The sequence below is a fragment of the Erythrobacter neustonensis genome (genome assembly GCF_001663175.1).
Lineage (GTDB): Bacteria > Pseudomonadota > Alphaproteobacteria > Sphingomonadales > Sphingomonadaceae > Erythrobacter > Erythrobacter neustonensis.
Map to the genome: position 1 here is coordinate 1,583,646 of NZ_CP016033.1, position 16,731 is coordinate 1,600,376.

Sequence of the window (16,731 nt, forward strand, 5' to 3'; positions counted from 1 at the left end):
GGGCCGTGAAATCTGCGTGAAGCGGCACCCGGCTGGCCCGCAGCGGCGCGCGCATTTCACGCAGATTTAATGCGCAAGGCCCGTTTGGAGCGGCGATATTTCACGCGGATCGGCGGCATCGGCAGCCCGTTGTGACTGCGCATTGGGAGTCCCCATGACCTTCGATCTACTTCTGGCCGCGCTGGTGGCGCTTGGCCTGCTGGCTTACCTGACATTCGCCCTCTTGCGGCCGGAGCGGTTCTGATGGCGCGTTCCGGTATGTTCGACCCCGCGCTGATGGCGCCCGCGGCGCGTGACGCCTTCGTCAAGCTCGATCCGCGGACGCTGGCCCGCAACCCCGTGATGTTCGCGACCGCCGTGGTCGCCGCGGCGGCGACGCTGATCCTGTTCCACCACCTGGCGACGGGCACGGGCGACCTGCTGTTCGAGGGGCAGCTGGTGATCTGGTTGTGGGTCACCGTATTGTTCGGCAACTTCGCCGAGGCGCTGGCCGAAGGGCGCGGCAAGGCGCAGGCCGCTTCGCTCAGGGCGACGAAGGACCAGCTTGTCGCTTTGCGTATCGGCAAGGGCGGGACGGCCGAGGAAATCCCAGCAACGCAGCTGAAGCGCGGCGACGTGGTCGTCGTTGTCGCTGGCCAGCAGATCCCCGCCGATGGCGAGGTCGTCTCCGGGGTCGCCTCGGTCAACGAGGCCGCGATCACCGGCGAAAGCGCGCCAGTCATCCGCGAGGCTGGCGGCGACCGTTCGGCGGTGACGGCGGGGACCACGGTGATTTCGGATCAGCTCCACATCAAGGTGACGGCCGAGCCCGGTAGCGGCTTCCTCGACCGCATGATCGCGCTGGTCGAGGGGGCGAGCCGCCAGAAGACCCCCAACGAGATCGCGCTGACAGTGCTGCTGACGGGACTGACGCTGGTGTTCCTGATCGCGGTCGGCACGCTTCCCGCCTTTGCCGTCTATGCGGGCGGCAGCATTGCCGTGCCGGTGCTGATCGCGCTGTTCGTGGCGCTGATCCCGACCACGATATCGGGGCTGCTGTCTGCCATCGGCATTGCCGGGATGGACCGGTTGATCCGCTTCAACGTGCTCGCCAAATCGGGCCGCGCGGTCGAGGCTGCGGGCGACATTGGCACGCTGCTGCTCGACAAGACCGGCACGATTACCATCGGCGACCGGCAGGCGAGCGAGTTTGTGGCACTGACCGGGGTTGCCGAAAGCGATCTGATTTCAGCCGCCCGCCTCGCCAGCCTTGCGGACGAAACGCCCGAGGGGCGCTCCATCGTGATGCTGGCGGGCGCGGGCGATCCGCTTGCGGCGGATGCCGAGGTGGTGGGCTTCACCGCCCAGACCCGCGTGAGCGGCATCGACCAGCAGGGTCGCAGCATCCGCAAGGGTGCGGTCGATGCCGTGCTCCGGCTCGGGGCGTTTCCCGATGGCGCGGTAAGCGAACTGCGCCAGATCACCGACCGCATCGCGCAGGCCGGCGGCACGCCGCTGGCGGTGACCGAAAACGGGCGGCTGCTCGGCGCGGTGCATCTGAAAGACATCGTCAAGGCGGGCATCCGAGAAAGGTTCGTCGAGCTGCGCCGGATGGGTATCCGCACGGTGATGATCACCGGCGACAACCCATTGACCGCCGCCGCGATCGCAGCCGAAGCCGGGGTCGACGATTTTCTCGCCGAAGCCACGCCCGAAGACAAGCTTGCCTACATCCGCAAGGAACAGGCCGAGGGCAAGCTCGTCGCGATGTGCGGCGACGGCACCAACGATGCCCCCGCGCTCGCGCAGTCGGACGTTGGCGTTGCGATGAACACCGGCACCCAGGCCGCGCGCGAGGCGGGCAACATGGTCGATCTCGACAGCGATCCGACCAAGCTTATCGAGGTGGTCGGCATCGGCAAGCAATTGCTGATGACGCGCGGGGCGTTGACCACCTTCTCGATCGCCAACGATGTCGCGAAGTATTTCGCGATCCTGCCGGCGATCTTCGTGGTGCTCTATCCCGGGCTCGGCGCGCTCAACGTCATGGGGCTGGCAAGCCCGAACAGCGCGATCCTTTCGGCGATCATCTTCAACGCGCTGATCATCCCGGTGCTGGTGCCGCTGGCGCTGAAGGGCGTCGCCTATCGCCCGATGCCCGCAGCCAGCCAGTTGCTGCGCAACCTTGCAATCTACGGGCTTGGCGGCGTGATCGCACCCTTCATCGGCATCAAGCTCATCGATCTCGCCGTCGCCGGCCTCGGCCTCGCGTAAGCCGCGAAAGGACTTAATTTCATGCTTTCCAGCATTCTCACCATCACCATCGTCGTCGGGGGCACGGCGCTGTTGTCCTGGCCGCTCGGCAAATACATGGCCGCGCTATTTTCGGGCCGCTTCGCTGCTGCCGACCGGCTGTTCACCGCCGCCTCCGGAGGCGCGGGAGAGCAGGACTGGAAGTCCTATGCGCTCGCGCTGGCCGCCTTCAACGTGGTGATGTTCGCCTTCGTCTTCGCACTGCTGGCGACCCAGCACCTGCTGCCGCTCAATCCCGATGGGCAGGGTGCAACGAGCCTCCACCTGATCTTCAACACGGCGGCGAGCTTCGTCACCAACACCAACCTCCAGCACTATTCGGGCGAGAGCACATTTAGCTACCTTGCCCAGCTTGGCGGGCTGATGTGGCTGCAATTCGTCTCTGCCGCGACCGGGATTGCCGCGCTTGCCGCGCTGGCGCGGGGGATCGGTGGACAGGCCAGCATGGGGAACTTCTTTCTCGACGTGCAGCGGGCGAGCTTCCTGATCCTGCTGCCGCTGGCGATCATCGTGGCGGCCTGGCTGGCATTGTCAGGTGTGCCGATGACGCTCGAGGGCGCTGCGCAGGTGACGACGCTGGAAGGCGCGGCGCAAACCATCGCGCGTGGGCCGGTCGCCGCTTTCGTCGCGATCAAGCAGCTTGGCACCAACGGCGGCGGCTTCTTCGGGCCGAACTCCACCCATCCGCTCGAAAACCCCTCTTTCTGGTCGAACCTCGTCGAGATGGCCTCGCTGATCCTCGTGCCGATGGCCTGTGTCTGGATGTTCGGCCGGATGATCGGCCGTCCCCGCCACGCGGCCGTAATCTTCGCGGTGATGGCCGGGCTGCTGGCGATCAAGCTGACCGCCGCGGTCACCTTCGAAAGCGCGCCGACCATGGCCTTTGCCGACCTTCCGGTCCAGCAGGACATCGGCAATCTCGAAGGCAAGGAACTGCGTCTGGGCGCGATCACCGGACCGCTCTGGGCCGTGCTGACCACCGCCACCAGCAATGGTTCGGTCGGCGCGATGCACGACAGTCTCAACCCGCTCACCGGGCTCGTGCCGATGGCGGGGATGTGGCTCAACGAGACGTTCGGCGGCGCGGGCGTCGGGATGATCAACATGTTCCTCTACATCGCGCTTGCGGTATTCGTGGCGGGCATGATGGTGGGCCGCACGCCCGAATATCTCGGGCACAGGATCGAGGGGCGCGAGATGCGGCTGGTCGTGCTCGCGCTGATCAGCCACCCGCTGCTGATCCTTGGCGGCACCGCGCTGTTCGCCGCGACCCCGTGGGGGACGGACACCCTCAACAACACCGGCGCACACGGCTTTTCCGAGATTCTCTACGAATTCAGCTCTGCGGCCGCCAACAACGGTTCTGGGTTCGAAGGGTTGGGTGACAACACCCCGGCCTGGAACATTGCCACCGGCATCGTCATGCTGATCGCGCGCTTCCTGCCGATCATCGTGCCGCTCGCAATTGCCGGGTCGCTGATGGCCAAGCGTCGCAGCGCCGAAAGTGCAGGCACGCTCAGCGTCGAAGGGCCGACCTTTGGGGTGATGCTGTTCATCGTCATCCTGATTTTCGGCGCGCTGACTTTCTTCCCCGCCGCCGCGCTTGGCCCGATTGCCGAGCATGTGCAGCTGATGCGTTAAAGGAGCACCCTTGCGATGCGATACATCCTTCCTTCGATCCGGCTGTGGCTGGTCACCTTCCTCGTCTGCGTCGTGCTCTATACGGCGCTGATCCTCGGCTTTGCGCAAAGCCTTGCGCCCTTCAGCGCCAATGGTTCGATCATCATGTCCGGCACCACCCCGGTCGGCAGCGCGCTGGTCGCGCAGAAGTTTACCAGCGCGGGTTATTTCTGGCCACGGCCGTCCGCGCCCGATTACAATGCGATGGGCGCGGCCGGCAGCAACAAGTCGCCGACCAGCCCCGATCTGACCGCAAGGGCACGCGAAACGATCGCAGCCTATGGCGGTGCGACCGCAGCCAATCCCATCCCCGCCGATCTGGTGGCAGCCTCGGGCGGCGGGCTGGATCCCCACATCACGCTGGCCGGCGCGCGTTACCAGGTCGAGCGGGTGGCCGCCGCGCGCGGCCTTTCCCGGGGTGCGGTAAGCCGGCTGGTTGAAACACAGGCCGTCCGCACCGCCGGCCCGCTCGCGCCTGAGAAGATCGTCAATGTCCTCGCGCTCAATCTGGCGCTGGACCGGCTGGAACGGTAGAGGGCAGCATGATCGACCCGCGCCCTGCCACCAATGCCGATCGCTTCCTGCGGCTGGCCCAGCGCGGCGAGCGCGGGAAGCTGACGGTCTATCTCGGCATGGCACCGGGGGTCGGCAAGACTTACCGGATGCTACAGGAAGCCGCGCGCAAGCGGGCCGAGGGCACCGACGTGGTGGTCGGCATCGCCGAAACCCACGGGCGCAGCGAAACCGCCGCGCTGCTCGAACCGTTCGAAGTGATGGCGCGCAAGAGCATCGCCTACGAAGGCCATGTTCTCGAAGAATTCGACATCGACACCGCGCTCGATCGAAGGCCCGGCCTCATTCTGGTCGACGAGCTTGCGCACAGCAATGCGCCGGGCAGCCGCCATCCGAAACGCTGGCAGGATGTCGCCGAACTGCTGGTTTCCGGGATCGACGTGGCGACCACGCTCAACATCCAGCACATCGAAAGCCTCAACGATGTCATCGCCGGCTTTACGCATGTGCGGGTGCATGAAACGGTGCCCGACAGCATCCTCGCGGCTGCCGAGATCATTCTCGTCGATCTTCCACCCGACGCGCTGATCGCGCGGCTGATGGCAGGCAAGGTCTACCTGCCCGAGACCGCCGACCGCGCGCTGGCGAACTTCTTCACGCTTCCCAAACTTGCAGCCTTGCGCGAACTGGCGCTGCGCTTTGCCGCCGGATCGGTCGATCGCCACCTGCGCGACGAGCTCGAACTGAGCGGGGCCGACGGCGACTTTGCCGTAGGCGAACGGCTGCTGGTGGCGATCAGCACGGGCAAGGGCGGGGCGCAGGTGGTGCGCCATGCCAAGCGGCTTGCCGATCTTGCCCATGCCCCCTGGACCGCAGTGGTGGTCGAAAGCGGCAGCGCGCGCAGCATCGCCGGGCGGCAGCGCGAGCAGCTGGCTGAGAACTTGGCGCTGGCATCCTCGCTCGGGGCATCGCTGCTGACCGTGGCGGCGACCGATGTCGCGCAGGCGCTGGTGGACGAGGCGCGCAATCTGCGAGCCAGCCAGATCGTGATCGGCAAGAGCCGCCGCAGCCGCTGGTTCGAATGGCGTCACGGGTCGGTCGCGCAGGACGTGATCCGCAAGGCGCGCGGTGCAGCGGTGCATGTGATCCCGCTCGACGAGGCCGACGACAAGCCTGCCCAAACCGGCGAGGCCAATCCGTGGCAGGCGCCCCTCTTGGCGCTGTTGCCGGTCGCGCTAGCGGTCGCGCTGCTGTGGGTCTTCGAAGGTCTGGTGCCCGCCCCCGTGATCGACATGGCGTTGCTGGTGCCCGTGGTCGCGGCGGCCGGCCTCCTGCGGACTTCGGCGGGCCTTTGGGCGGCACTTTGGGCTGCGCTTGCCTACAATTACTTCTTCACCGCCCCCCGCTTCAGCCTTCTCATCAGCGACAGCGCCAACGTTGTGACTTTTGTCCTGCTGGCACTGGTGGCGACGGTCATCGGCGCGCTGGCCAGCCGCGTCCGGCGGCAGGCGGAAACCAGCGCCGGGGTGGCGCGGCTCAATGGCTCGCTGGCGCGGTATGCCGGCCTGCTCGGCGGGATTTCGGATCGCGATGAAACCGCGCGCGTTGCCTGCCGCGAGATCGGCGCGCTGCTCGATGTCGAAGCGGTGATCGTCACGCGCGAAGGCGATCGGCTCGTCCTGCGCGGCAACGACAATTACACCGTGCTGGACACGGTCAGCGATGCCGCCGCGCGCTGGACGCTCGAACAGGCCGTTCCCGCGGGGCGCGACACCGGCACGCTCAATGCCTCCGACTGGCAGTTCCATCCTTTGCAGACCTCGCTCGGCCTGATGGGCGCGCTGGGTCTGGCTCGCAGCGCACGGGGGAGGGTGATCCGCGCCGACGATGCGACGCTGCTGGCCTCGCTGATCGATCAGACCGCGCTCGCTCACGAACGGCTGGTGCTGGAGGAGGACGCGCGGCAGGTCGGCACGCTGCGCGAACGTGACCGGCTGCGCGGGGCGTTGCTCGGCAGCATCGCGCATGATCTGAAGACGCCGCTGACGGCGGTGATCGCCGCGACCGAGGTCATCCCCGATCATGGCGATTACGGCGAGGAAGTGCGCATCGCGCGCAGCGAGGCCCGCCGGCTCCAGCGGTTTCTCGGCGATCTGCTCGAAGCCTCGCGGATCGAGGATGGTGGCATCGAACCCCGTCCCGAAACCGTCGACCTCACCGACATCGTCGCCGCGGTGCTGCGCGACCTGCGCCAGACCGATAGCAGCAGCAGGGTCGTCACCCGCGTCGATCCTGACTGCCCGCTGATTGCGACCGATCCCGTGCTGCTGCGTCATGCGCTGATCAATGTGATCGACAACGCGCTCAAGTTCTCGTCGGAACGGGACCGGGTCGAAGTGGTGATCGCCTGCGAGGAAGACCGCGCGATCTGCCGCGTGCTCGACCGCGGACCGGGTCTGCCGGCCGATCACCGGGCGCTGTTCGAGCGGTTCAAACGCCTCGAAGGCAGCGACCGGGTGGGCGGTTCGGGCCTCGGCCTTTGGATTGCCAAGAACCTCGTCGAGGCGCTCGGCGGAACGATCGACGCGGGCAACCGCGAAGGGGGCGGCGCGGCTTTTGCCATTGCCCTGCCGCTCGGTTCCGCGGCACGGAGGCCCGAAGATGCGTAAGGACGTTCTCATCGTCGATGACGAGCCCGCGATCCGCCGCCTGCTAGTCGGCGCGCTCGACCGTGCGGCCATCACCCATGCCGAAGCGGCGACCGCCGCCGATGCCTTGCGCCTCGCGCAGGCTGTGCCCGCGCCGCTCGTCGTGCTGCTCGATCTCGGTTTGCCCGATCGCGATGGGCTAGAAGTCGTGCCCCAACTTGCCGCACTGGGGCTGTCGGTGATCGTTCTCACTGCGCGCGATGCCACGGAGGAAAAGGTCACCGCGCTCGACCTTGGTGCCGATGATTTCGTTACCAAGCCGTTCGACAGCGAGGAACTGCTGGCGCGCATCCGTTCGGCGTTGCGGCGCAAGGCCGGGCCGCTCGCCGCCAGTGCATCGCGGGATTTCGCGGACGGGCACATCGACCGCGAAACGCACACGGTGACGGTGCGCGGGAGCCTTGCCGAACTGACCCCGCGCGAATTCGACCTGCTCTGGACGCTCGCCGACAAGCCGGGGCGCGTGGTCACGCACGAACGGCTGCTGGAGACGGTCTGGGGCCCGGCCCACCGCCACGATCTCAACTACCTGCGCGTCGCCGTGCGCGCGCTCAGGCGAAAGCTCGAAGTCGATCCCGCCACCCCCCGGCTGATCGTCAACGAGCCGGGCGTGGGCTACCGGCTTGCTGCTGGCCGCTAGGTCGGTTGGGGAGCGAAATCAGGATCGCAGACACCGATGCGCCTTGCCTGCGCGGCCCACAGGGAATTCGCCAAACCTGTGTTGACCAATCCCATGTCGTCGTGGCAATGGGCGAGCGCTTGTTGCGGACACGGTAAAAACCGTCGCGGCGCGGGAAAATCCATCCCGCCCCTTTCTGCGCGATGCGGGTGTAGCTCAATGGTAGAGCAGAAGCTTCCCAAGCTTACGACGAGGGTTCGATTCCCTTCACCCGCTCCACAATCGTGAAATAGCCGCAGAAAACCGCCAATCCGGAGGCGGTAATGCGTTCACCTTCACCCATAGCTTCTCACACGGCTTCTCACAGGCCGGGCGAGGGAGCCCTCCGGCCGAACGCGTTCGGTCCGCTGGTGCGCTGACATGGGCCAGCACAGCTATCTCGTGCGCCGCGGAGCCCGATACCACTTTCGGCGGAGACCACCTTCCGTCTACAAATGTAGTCGTCCTATAAGCATTGCGCTGGGCACATCCGACCCTGTCGAGGCACGTCGCCTCGTTCGGCGGTTGGCCGTGAAATGGGACGATTTGAACGTGTTAATGGCGCCGAATTTTGAGCGAGGTCATCTGACCATCCACGAACAGGAGGCCCTCTTTCGCAAGGGGCTGGAGGATGAACTCGCGCGGGCAACTGCGCATGTGAGGGCTCCGATGGGTTCCGCACAGCCGCACGCCGGGCTGCACCGGATCATGGAGGCGGCCTATCGTATCGTTGCCCGCGTGCCACATGATGCTGCCACGATCCAGTTCGAGACGATCGAAGCGGAAACCGACGAGACGTGGACGGGTGAAGAAACCCTTCTGCTCTGGAAGACGCTCAAACTGCTCGTGACGCCGATGAGCGTCAGTCAGAACGAGGCGAAAGAGGCCATAGAGCAACTCGGCGGCCCATTGAATGAGGGAGCCATCCGAGAGGCGCGTTCGCAGATATTGCACGGATATGCCGAGGCACATCGCCGCTCCACGTTCCTCGACAGCGAGGAGGTTAATGCGTCAGGGCGAGGCGTTATGGCCCTTCTGGATGACGCCATCATCGGCCGGGCTTGCGCAGCGCATAATAAGCCCCAAGCTCCTTCTCCGCCGGTGCCGGAGACCGCTGCGGCAACGATTTCACCTGGAAATCACCCGATGCCAGAGAGCATCTACGCGTTCCCGAGCGATCTGCGTTTCAGCGAGGTGATGCACAAGGTTCTGGCTGAGCTGGCTGAAGAAAAGGGGTGGGCAAAAGACAACGGCCAGCGTGAGGCGGTATGTGAACGTGCGGCCTGGATTTGTGGTGACAAGCCGCTGCGGGATTGGAGTGCGGCCGACGCGAAGTATTTCGCCAAGACCGTTGCCAAGTTCCCCAATGATTTCAAATGGGGGAAGCTCGGCGTGAGCGGAGCAATGGCAGTGCCGTTCGACGAGAAAGACATCCCTTCGAACGAGGGTAAAGAGCGAAACGCTCGCACCATCAATCGCGACCTGAGCATCCTCCAGAACGTATCTAGGCGGCTGGCCAAGACCCACTGGCGCCTGAAATACAGCAAGGATATCGAGGTCGACTTCCTTGCATACACCATCACGGTTGTAGACGATCAGGAAGATCCCGATCGCATGCCGTGGACGCCGAAGCACCTGAAAGTCCTGTATTCGCTGCCGCTCTGGCAGGGCGGTGGGGGAAACATCGCGCGTCTCAAGCCTAGCAAGCGACCGATAATCTATATGGACGCCGCCTACTGGCTCCCCCTTATCGCGACCTACACGGGCCTCTGTCGCGAGGAAGGGGCTGGGCTTGAAGTCGATGACTTCAATTTCGACTGCGAGGTGCCCTACCTGGTGGTGAAAAAGAACGAGCTACGCCGATTGAAGAACAATTCGCGCGCGCGGGTGATGCCTCTCCATCCCGAGCTTCTCGAGCTGGGCCTGCAGAGGTATGTCGAGGCGATCGCCAGGGAGCAAAAACACGTGCCCGGGTTGTGCACTCCCGTTTTCCCGGAGCTTTGGTGCGACGATGCCAAGTATCATGGTGGTGGTGAGAAGGTTCCGTCGTTCGGCGGCAGGCGCTTCTATGCTATCGCGTGGCGTTACATCGCCGACGCCACTCATGGCGTGATGCCGCTGCCGGAAACGCGTGACGGAAAAAAGGCCGACTTTCATTCGCAGCGGACCTATAATCAAAGCGTTCTCGCTGCTCCAGACGTCGCGGACAAGCTTCTAGCCATGCACATGGGGCACGCGCGTGAGGGCACTGGGCCCAAAAAATATGACCGTAGGGCGCTGGCACTCGGTGAAGTCAAAGAGCTGCGTGAGCGGCTCGTTATCATGGTGCGCGAAATGCCGATCGTGACTGCGCACATCCCGCGACAAAAGAAAGTGCAGCTGCTGCACATCCGGCATCGTTCCCGCGTCGGATCGGCGCCTGGTCGCGACGCGCAGCGTAAATTCTGCGAATGACGGGCGCGGGCGCGTGCCAAGAAAGCCATGTACAATAATCGTTTGACCTTGCGGCGCTCCTGATGATCATGCTGATCAATCGACGTTAGCCGTAAGATCGGCATCTCGAGGCTGTTTGAGACTGGAGTCCTTCTTGCGGGTAATCGATACCACAGGCCGCAACCGACCTATCGACTGGCTCGTCGGCGGTTCTGCCCCTCTCGACGCGATGACCAGTGATTTGTCCATCTTCGGAGCTGCTGCCGTCTTCGACGTAAAGGGGCAAAGGAAACTGGATAGATTGCTGATCGGAGCAACCCACCCAGTTGCGAACCTGGTTGGAACCGCCAATGATCGCGGGCGGCGTAATCGCCTTGAAGCAAGGGCGCTCTGCAACAACTTGGCGCGCGTTATCGCTGAGGCTCAGGTCCGGCAGACACGTCTACCGCTCACCCAATCGCTCGTCATTGGCGGCGATGTTGCGCTGCTAGGGAACTGTCCCCTGACCACCGGCGGGCTGGGCATTGCACCGCAAGATGCGCTCGGACTGGTTCAGGCCGCGGATGGCGCTGACGAGATCGAGGGTCTGAGACAGTGGTTCCGGGACCTGTGGCGACAGGCAGATCCCGATGGGGACGGCGTGTCTTTCCTGCGCGCGGCTATGAGCGACGGCGCTAGCCAGCACGAGCCGAATGGCATCTATCTACAGGCCCTGTTCCACCTCTTCGCCGAGATGGAAGAGGGAACCGATGAAAACCGGATCGTTGATCCGGCAACAGGGATTCGCGACACGACGATCTGGTCGAAGCTCTACCGCTTCCAGCGTGATGGCGTAATAGGTGCCATCGACAAGCTGCAACGCTTTGGGGGGTGCATTCTCGCTGACAGTGTCGGTCTCGGGAAGACATTCGAGGCGCTGGCGGTCATCAAGTATTTCGAGCTGCGGAACGCCCGCGTGCTCGTTCTGGCTCCGAAGCGCCTTCGCGAGAATTGGACGCTCTGGACGCAGAACGACGTGCGCAACATGCTCGTCGGCGACCGGTTCTCGTTCGATGTCCTGAACCACACTGACCTATCCCGCGAGCAGGGACAGTCCGGTGAAATGGATCTCAGCCACATCAACTGGGGCAATTACGACCTCGTGGTCATCGACGAGAGCCACAATTTCCGGAACCGCCCTGCCGGGAAAGGCGAGCGCGAGAGCCGCTACGACAAGCTGCTCAACGCCGTGGTGAAAGCCGGTGTCAAAACCAAGGTTCTCATGCTGTCGGCGACGCCGGTCAACAACCGGCTCAATGACCTCAAGAACCAGATCGCCTTCGCGACCGAGGCCAACGACCAGGCTCTCGCCGGCCATGGAGTGCCGAGCATCGCCGGCACGGTGCGTATCGCGCAAGGCCAGTTCAACCGGTGGCAGGAATTGCCGGAGGCACACCGCACACCGGCAAAGCTGCTCGAGATGCTGGGCTTCGACTATTTCCGTCTGCTCGACCTGCTGACCATCGCGCGGAGCCGGAAGCATATCGAGAAATACTACGGCACCACCGAAACCGGCACCTTCCCGGAGCGGCTCCAGCCGCAGAACATCTACTCGGACGTGGACCTTGCTCGCGCCTTTCCTCCGATAGGCGAAGTGAACAACGAGATCAGGCGCCTCAAGCTGGCCGCCTTCGCACCCCTGCGATACGTCATGGAGGATCGGCGCGAGGCCTATGACCGGCGATACAGCCAGCAGACCGGTTCGGGCGCCAGCGTATTCCGCCAGCTCGACCGTGAAGAGAGCCTGGTCGCCCTCATGCGGATTAATTTGCTCAAGCGCATGGAGAGTTCCGTCCATGCCTTTGCGCTCACGATCGAGCGGCAGCTCACCGCGGTTGACGAATTGATCCGGCGTATCGATGCGCATGACGAGAGCGTCGATGCGCCATCGATCGATGACCTTGAAGAAGATGATCCCACCCTCGAGCAATTGGGGGTCGGCAAGAACATCCGCGTCCTGCTGTCCGATGCCGACCTAGTGCGCTGGCGGCAGGATCTGGCCGAGGACCGCGAACGCCTGCAGCGGCTTCTGCGTCAGGCCCAGCAGGTTGGCCCGGCACAGGACGCCAAGCTTGCCGACCTGAAGCAGCTGATCGCCCGGAAGCTCTCCGCCCCCTACAATGACAGCAACGTCAAACTGCTCGTGTTCACCGCCTTCGCGGACACAGCCAAATACCTCTATGCGCAGCTGGCCGAGACCTATCCCCGGCCGATGGCGCTGGTCACCGGGTCCGGCCGGAACAAGACCACCCACCCGAAGCTGCGCGCCGATCTTGCCTCGATCCTCACCGCGTTCTCCCCGCGATCGCGTTCGCGGCCAGAAGCGCTCGCGCAGGAGCCGGAAATCGACCTCGTCATCGCCACCGACTGCATCTCCGAGGGCCAGAACCTTCAGGACTGCGACTGCGTGGTGAATTACGACATCCACTGGAACCCCGTTCGCATCGTCCAGCGGTTCGGCCGCGTCGATCGGCTCGGGTCGCCGAACAGCGTCATCCAGCTCGTCAATTTCTGGCCGAACATGGACCTCGACAGCTACATCGGCCTCCAACGCAGCGTATCCGGCAAGATGATGCTGCTCGACGTGTCGGCTACGGGGGAGGAGAACCTGATCGAGGCGCAGGCAGGCGATGCCATGAACGACCTCGAGTATCGCCGCCGCCAGCTCGAATCGCTGCAGGAGCGGGTGATCGATCTGGAGGATCTGTCCTCCGGCGTTTCCATCACCGATCTGACGCTCAACGACCTCCGGCTCGATCTCGCCCGCCTGTCGCCCGAGGAGCGGGAGGCCATCGCCCGCCGCATGATCGGCACCTATTCGCCCATCCCGGCGTCCGACGATTTCCCGGCCGGCGCCCTGTTCCTGCTCCGCGCCGCCACACCGAACGCCGAACGTGCGCTGGCCAAGGGCGATCCGCTCTACCCCCATGCGCTTATCTACATCGGCGAGGACGAGCGCGTGATCCTGCCTCCCAGTCAGCCCAAGCGGATGCTCGACCTGCTGCGGCTCGCGTCCAGCACGCCCGCCGAGGTTCAGGCCAAGGCGTGGGAGCAATTCGATGCCGAGACCCGTGAGGGCAGCCGCATGGACAAATACCAGAGCCTGCTCGCCGCCGCGATCCGGGGCGTGACTGGCAAGGCCGAGGAACGCGCCGTCGAAAGCCTGTTCACCACCGGCGGCGTTGAGGGCGCGGGCGGGGAAAGCGGGCTTGATGATTGGGAAGTCATCACCTGGCTCGCCATCCTGCCCCCCCGATAGCCCCCATGACCATCACGCCGCACACCATCCGCGAGGCTCTGGCCCTGCCGCCCGGGGGCGATCCGGCCCGGCGTCTGCCGAAGGACGTTCTGGCCGAGCACGGTGCCGCGCACGCAGCCGACCGCAAGCTGATCGACAAGGCAATCGAGCGGCTGGACTGGTGGGCCACGCTTTCGCCCACCACCATCGGCGTTGCGGCGGCCGCTGATGACGACCGGCCCGTTCCCGCCATCCAGCTGCTCGCCCTCACTGCGCGGGCCGAGCCGACCCAGCGGCTGCTCACAATCATTCACCGCGCCATTCCCGTGCCGATCATCCTGCTGACCGCTTTGCCGGGCGGTGCAGGCACGCGCGTTTCATTCGCGCCCCTGCGCCGGGCCGAGCGGATTGGCGACAAGATGGTGGTCGAGCGGCTGGTCGTCGCCCCTGACTGCACCGATGCGGCAGAACCGGCGACCGCCGCTTTCATTGCCAGCCTCGCCGTGCCAGCGCTCCCCCGCCTCAACCTGCGGCTCCTCTATGATGGACTGGTCGAGCGGGCCGAGGCGCTGGAGATTGCGCGGCTGACCGGCCAGCCTTTCCGCCTTGTTGATGATCCCGCCGCCCGCCGCGAGGCGCTCGCCCGCTATCGTGAGGCGGAGGCGGCATGGTTGGCGGCACGGGCGGCGGCCAAACGCGAAAAGGCCCTCGCCAAGCAGATTGCATTGGGCGCGGAGGTGCGGCAATTGCGCAGCCAAGTCGATGAAATCTTGCAGCAACTGGAGGATTGATGGGCAAAGGGGGCTATATTGGTGGCGGCACGATCATCGGCCCGCATACGCCCGGATGGTTCGGGAAACCGCGACCCAAAAAGAAGAAGAAGCCCAAGCCGGAAGTCGGTGAGGCCATGAAGGCCAGTGCGAAGGCCGCCAAGCATGATCACAGCGGCGCAGCGGCCGCCAAGCCTGCCGGAAAGCGGACGCACCGGCGCCGATACGCCCCGCAGCCTGTGCTGGCAAAGCCCAAGCGGGAGCTGTCCGCTGCCGACGAACGCCGCATCGGCAAGCTTCGGCTGCACATCAAGGGTCTGGAGCAATTGCGTGACGGCTACCAGAAGCAGATCGACAGCGCGCTCGCCGAGCTGAACGGCGTGTTGAAAGAATACGGCCTGCCGCTAGAGCGGAGCGGCCAGAAATGACGGGACCGATAATGAACGACACCACTTCCGATGGCGAGCGCGCCATCCCCAAGATTACCCGCGATGACGAGGCTGCGGGGAGCGGGGATCTGGTGCGGGAGAATGTGGAGCGGCTGAAGGCGCTGTTCCCGCAGATCGTGACCGACGGGAAGGTCGATTTCGATGTGCTGCGCCAGCTGCTCGGCGACGAGGTGGAGGAAGGCGAGGAGCGTTACGGGCTGAACTGGAAGGGCAAGCGCCGGGCGCGGGCCTTCGCCATGACCCCGAGCCTCGGCACCCTGCGCCCGGCGCCCGAGGACAGCGTGGACTGGGACACAACCCAGAACCTGATGATCGAGGGCGACAACCTCGAGGTGCTGAAGCTGCTGCGCCGGTCCTATGCTGGCAAGGTAAAGCTGATCTACATCGATCCGCCGTATAATACTGGCAATGATTTCGTTTACAGCGACTCCTACAAGAGGCCGCTTCAAAACTACCTTGAGAAAACAGGACAAGTGGCCATTGAGGGTGGAGTTGCGACATCAAATGCCGACTCTTCAGGCCGCTACCACACGGATTGGTTGAACATGATGTTCACCAGGCTGCTGATTGCAAAAGAACTTCTTAGAAATGACGGTGTAATATTCATTAATATTGGCGATGAAGAAGTAAGTAATTTGACTTCCATCGGTAAAGAAATATTTGGTGAAGAAAATTTCCTTGCCACGATAGCGTGGCAGAAAAAATATGGTGTTTCCGCAGACTCGAAGGGCATTCCCCTAATGCAGGACTACATCATAGCGCTTCAAAAATCAGATCAATTTTGTCCTGGCCTTCTACCCCGCAGCGAGAAGCAAGAAGCTCTTTACAACAATCCCGACAATGACCCGCGCGGGCCCTGGACTTCGGGCGATCTTTTACGTAATGAATATAGAGAGCGGGATCAGTTTGAAATAATTGGACCCACAGGCAAATCACATCGGCCGCCAATAGGAACAAGCTGGCGCCATCCTCAAGAACAAATCGAGCGTATGATTTCCGAGAACCGCATTTGGTTTGGCTCGGATGGTAAAGGGGTTCCGCGCGTCAAACGGTTCCTATCGGAAACCAAGCAGGGAGTGGTTATTTCAGGATGGTGGCCGCATACAGAGACTGGACATAACGATGAAGCAAAAAAAGAAGTTAAGAGACTTCTTGAGAGTGACGTATTCCAAACTCCGAAGCCGATAAGATTGCTCAAGCGTATTTTTCAAACCGCTGATGTTTAAGGCGATGACATCATTCTAGATTTCTTCGCAGGGTCGGGCACCACGGCTCATGCGCTGATGGATTTCAATAGAGAAACCGGCAACTCTGCTCGGTCAATTATTGTGCAGTTGCCTGAAGTCCTTGACCCAGCGAACAAATCGCAAAGGCTGGCCGCTGATTTTGCGGATGCTATTCGCCGTCCGAGGAACATCGCCGAGCTGACCAAAGAACGCCTCCGCCGCGCCGGGCAGAAAATCCTCGCCGAGCATCCCGATGCGAAGGTCGATACCGGCTTCCGCGTCTACAAGCTCGCCACGTCCAACCTGAAGCCGTGGCAGCCCGATCCGGACAATCTCGAAGCCAGCATCCTCGATGCGGTCGACAATGTCCTGCCCGACCGCACCGAACACGACCTGCTGGTCGAGCTGCTGCTCAAGACCGGGATCGATCTCATCATGCCCGAAGAACGGCGCACGATCGCCGGGCAGACCGTCCACGCGCTCGGCGGCGGGGCGCTGATGGTGTGCCTCGGCAATATCGGCCCCGATGATGTCGAAGCGCTGGGACAGGGCATGGCCGATTGGCTCGACGAACTCGATCCGACCCAGACCACCCTCTATTTCAAGGATGTGGGCCTCGGCACGGAGAACAACCGTTCGGCCACCAAGGCCAATCTCGCCGCAATCCTGCGCCAGCGTCACGGCGACCGCATCGCCAAGATCGCGAGCATCTAGGGCGTGGCCAG

At 63.8% G+C, this 16,731-nt stretch carries 12 protein-coding genes, 1 tRNA gene and 1 pseudogene; all 14 read left to right on the top strand.

Going from position 1 to position 16,731, the window contains the following annotated elements:
* Positions 1-154: 154 nt before the first annotated feature.
* The 14 genes and pseudogenes from A9D12_RS07380 to A9D12_RS14490 all read left to right on the top strand — a co-directional run bounded on the left by A9D12_RS07380 (position 155) and on the right by A9D12_RS14490 (position 16,720).
* Positions 155-244, top strand: a complete 90-nt coding sequence (locus tag A9D12_RS07380; protein ID WP_068350705.1) for a K(+)-transporting ATPase subunit F — start codon at positions 155-157, stop codon at positions 242-244.
* Entirely contained in the window at positions 244-2,253 is a 2,010-nt protein-coding gene (gene kdpB / locus A9D12_RS07385; protein ID WP_068350706.1) for a potassium-transporting ATPase subunit KdpB, read from the top strand. Before A9D12_RS07380 ends, kdpB begins: the two co-directional genes overlap by 1 nt.
* Before the next feature lie 21 nt (positions 2,254-2,274).
* Positions 2,275-3,933, top strand: a complete 1,659-nt coding sequence (gene kdpA / locus A9D12_RS07390) for a potassium-transporting ATPase subunit KdpA (protein ID WP_197489785.1) — start codon at positions 2,275-2,277, stop codon at positions 3,931-3,933.
* 15 nt (positions 3,934-3,948) lie between these two features.
* Positions 3,949-4,506 carry a potassium-transporting ATPase subunit KdpC gene (gene kdpC / locus A9D12_RS07395; protein ID WP_068350707.1) on the top strand — a complete coding sequence of 186 codons (558 nt, stop codon included), beginning with the start codon at positions 3,949-3,951 and terminating at the stop codon, positions 4,504-4,506.
* 8 nt (positions 4,507-4,514) lie between these two features.
* Complete coding sequence (locus A9D12_RS07400) at positions 4,515-7,154, top strand: sensor histidine kinase (RefSeq protein ID WP_068350708.1); 2,640 nt, start codon at positions 4,515-4,517, stop codon at positions 7,152-7,154.
* On the top strand, positions 7,147-7,833 hold the full coding sequence (locus A9D12_RS07405) for a response regulator transcription factor (protein ID WP_068350709.1): 687 nt from the start codon (positions 7,147-7,149) through the stop codon (positions 7,831-7,833). The genes A9D12_RS07400 and A9D12_RS07405 overlap by 8 nt, the downstream gene beginning before the upstream one ends.
* Positions 7,834-8,017: 184 nt before the next feature.
* A tRNA-Gly gene (locus tag A9D12_RS07410) sits at positions 8,018-8,091 on the top strand.
* Between the two features lie 141 nt (positions 8,092-8,232).
* Positions 8,233-8,337, top strand: a pseudogene (locus A9D12_RS15195) (hypothetical protein); the annotation flags it as partial.
* 45 nt (positions 8,338-8,382) lie between these two features.
* Positions 8,383-10,305, top strand: a complete 1,923-nt coding sequence (locus A9D12_RS07415) for a site-specific integrase (RefSeq protein WP_156522823.1) — start codon at positions 8,383-8,385, stop codon at positions 10,303-10,305.
* A gap of 133 nt (positions 10,306-10,438) precedes the next feature.
* Positions 10,439-13,582: a helicase-related protein gene (locus A9D12_RS07420; protein ID WP_068350711.1), complete on the top strand. Its 3,144-nt coding sequence runs from the start codon at positions 10,439-10,441 to the stop codon at positions 13,580-13,582.
* 5 nt (positions 13,583-13,587) lie between these two features.
* Positions 13,588-14,352: a DUF4391 domain-containing protein gene (locus tag A9D12_RS07425; RefSeq protein ID WP_068350712.1), complete on the top strand. Its 765-nt coding sequence runs from the start codon at positions 13,588-13,590 to the stop codon at positions 14,350-14,352.
* Entirely contained in the window at positions 14,352-14,759 is a 408-nt protein-coding gene (locus A9D12_RS07430; RefSeq protein WP_068350713.1) for a hypothetical protein, read from the top strand. Before A9D12_RS07425 ends, A9D12_RS07430 begins: the two co-directional genes overlap by 1 nt.
* Before the next feature lie 11 nt (positions 14,760-14,770).
* Positions 14,771-16,006 carry a site-specific DNA-methyltransferase gene (locus A9D12_RS14485; protein WP_197489786.1) on the top strand — a complete coding sequence of 412 codons (1,236 nt, stop codon included), beginning with the start codon at positions 14,771-14,773 and terminating at the stop codon, positions 16,004-16,006.
* A gap of 108 nt (positions 16,007-16,114) precedes the next feature.
* Positions 16,115-16,720 carry a hypothetical protein gene (locus A9D12_RS14490; RefSeq protein ID WP_082925452.1) on the top strand — a complete coding sequence of 202 codons (606 nt, stop codon included), beginning with the start codon at positions 16,115-16,117 and terminating at the stop codon, positions 16,718-16,720.
* The last annotated feature ends 11 nt before the right edge of the window (positions 16,721-16,731 follow it).

Excerpts from the sequence above, each read along its gene's own strand:
- kdpC (WP_068350707.1), top strand. The coding sequence starts at position 3,949 with ATGCGATACATCCTTCCTTCGATCCGGCTGTGGCTGGTCACCTTCCTC.
- A9D12_RS07430 (WP_068350713.1), top strand. The coding sequence starts at position 14,352 with ATGGGCAAAGGGGGCTATATTGGTGGCGGCACGATCATCGGCCCGCAT.
- kdpA (WP_197489785.1), top strand. The coding sequence starts at position 2,275 with ATGCTTTCCAGCATTCTCACCATCACCATCGTCGTCGGGGGCACGGCG.
- A9D12_RS14485 (WP_197489786.1), top strand. The coding sequence starts at position 14,771 with ATGAACGACACCACTTCCGATGGCGAGCGCGCCATCCCCAAGATTACC.
- A9D12_RS07380 (WP_068350705.1), top strand. The coding sequence starts at position 155 with ATGACCTTCGATCTACTTCTGGCCGCGCTGGTGGCGCTTGGCCTGCTG.
- kdpB (WP_068350706.1), top strand. The coding sequence starts at position 244 with ATGGCGCGTTCCGGTATGTTCGACCCCGCGCTGATGGCGCCCGCGGCG.
- A9D12_RS07405 (WP_068350709.1), top strand. The coding sequence starts at position 7,147 with ATGCGTAAGGACGTTCTCATCGTCGATGACGAGCCCGCGATCCGCCGC.
- A9D12_RS07400 (WP_068350708.1), top strand. The coding sequence starts at position 4,515 with ATGATCGACCCGCGCCCTGCCACCAATGCCGATCGCTTCCTGCGGCTG.
- A9D12_RS07425 (WP_068350712.1), top strand. The coding sequence starts at position 13,588 with ATGACCATCACGCCGCACACCATCCGCGAGGCTCTGGCCCTGCCGCCC.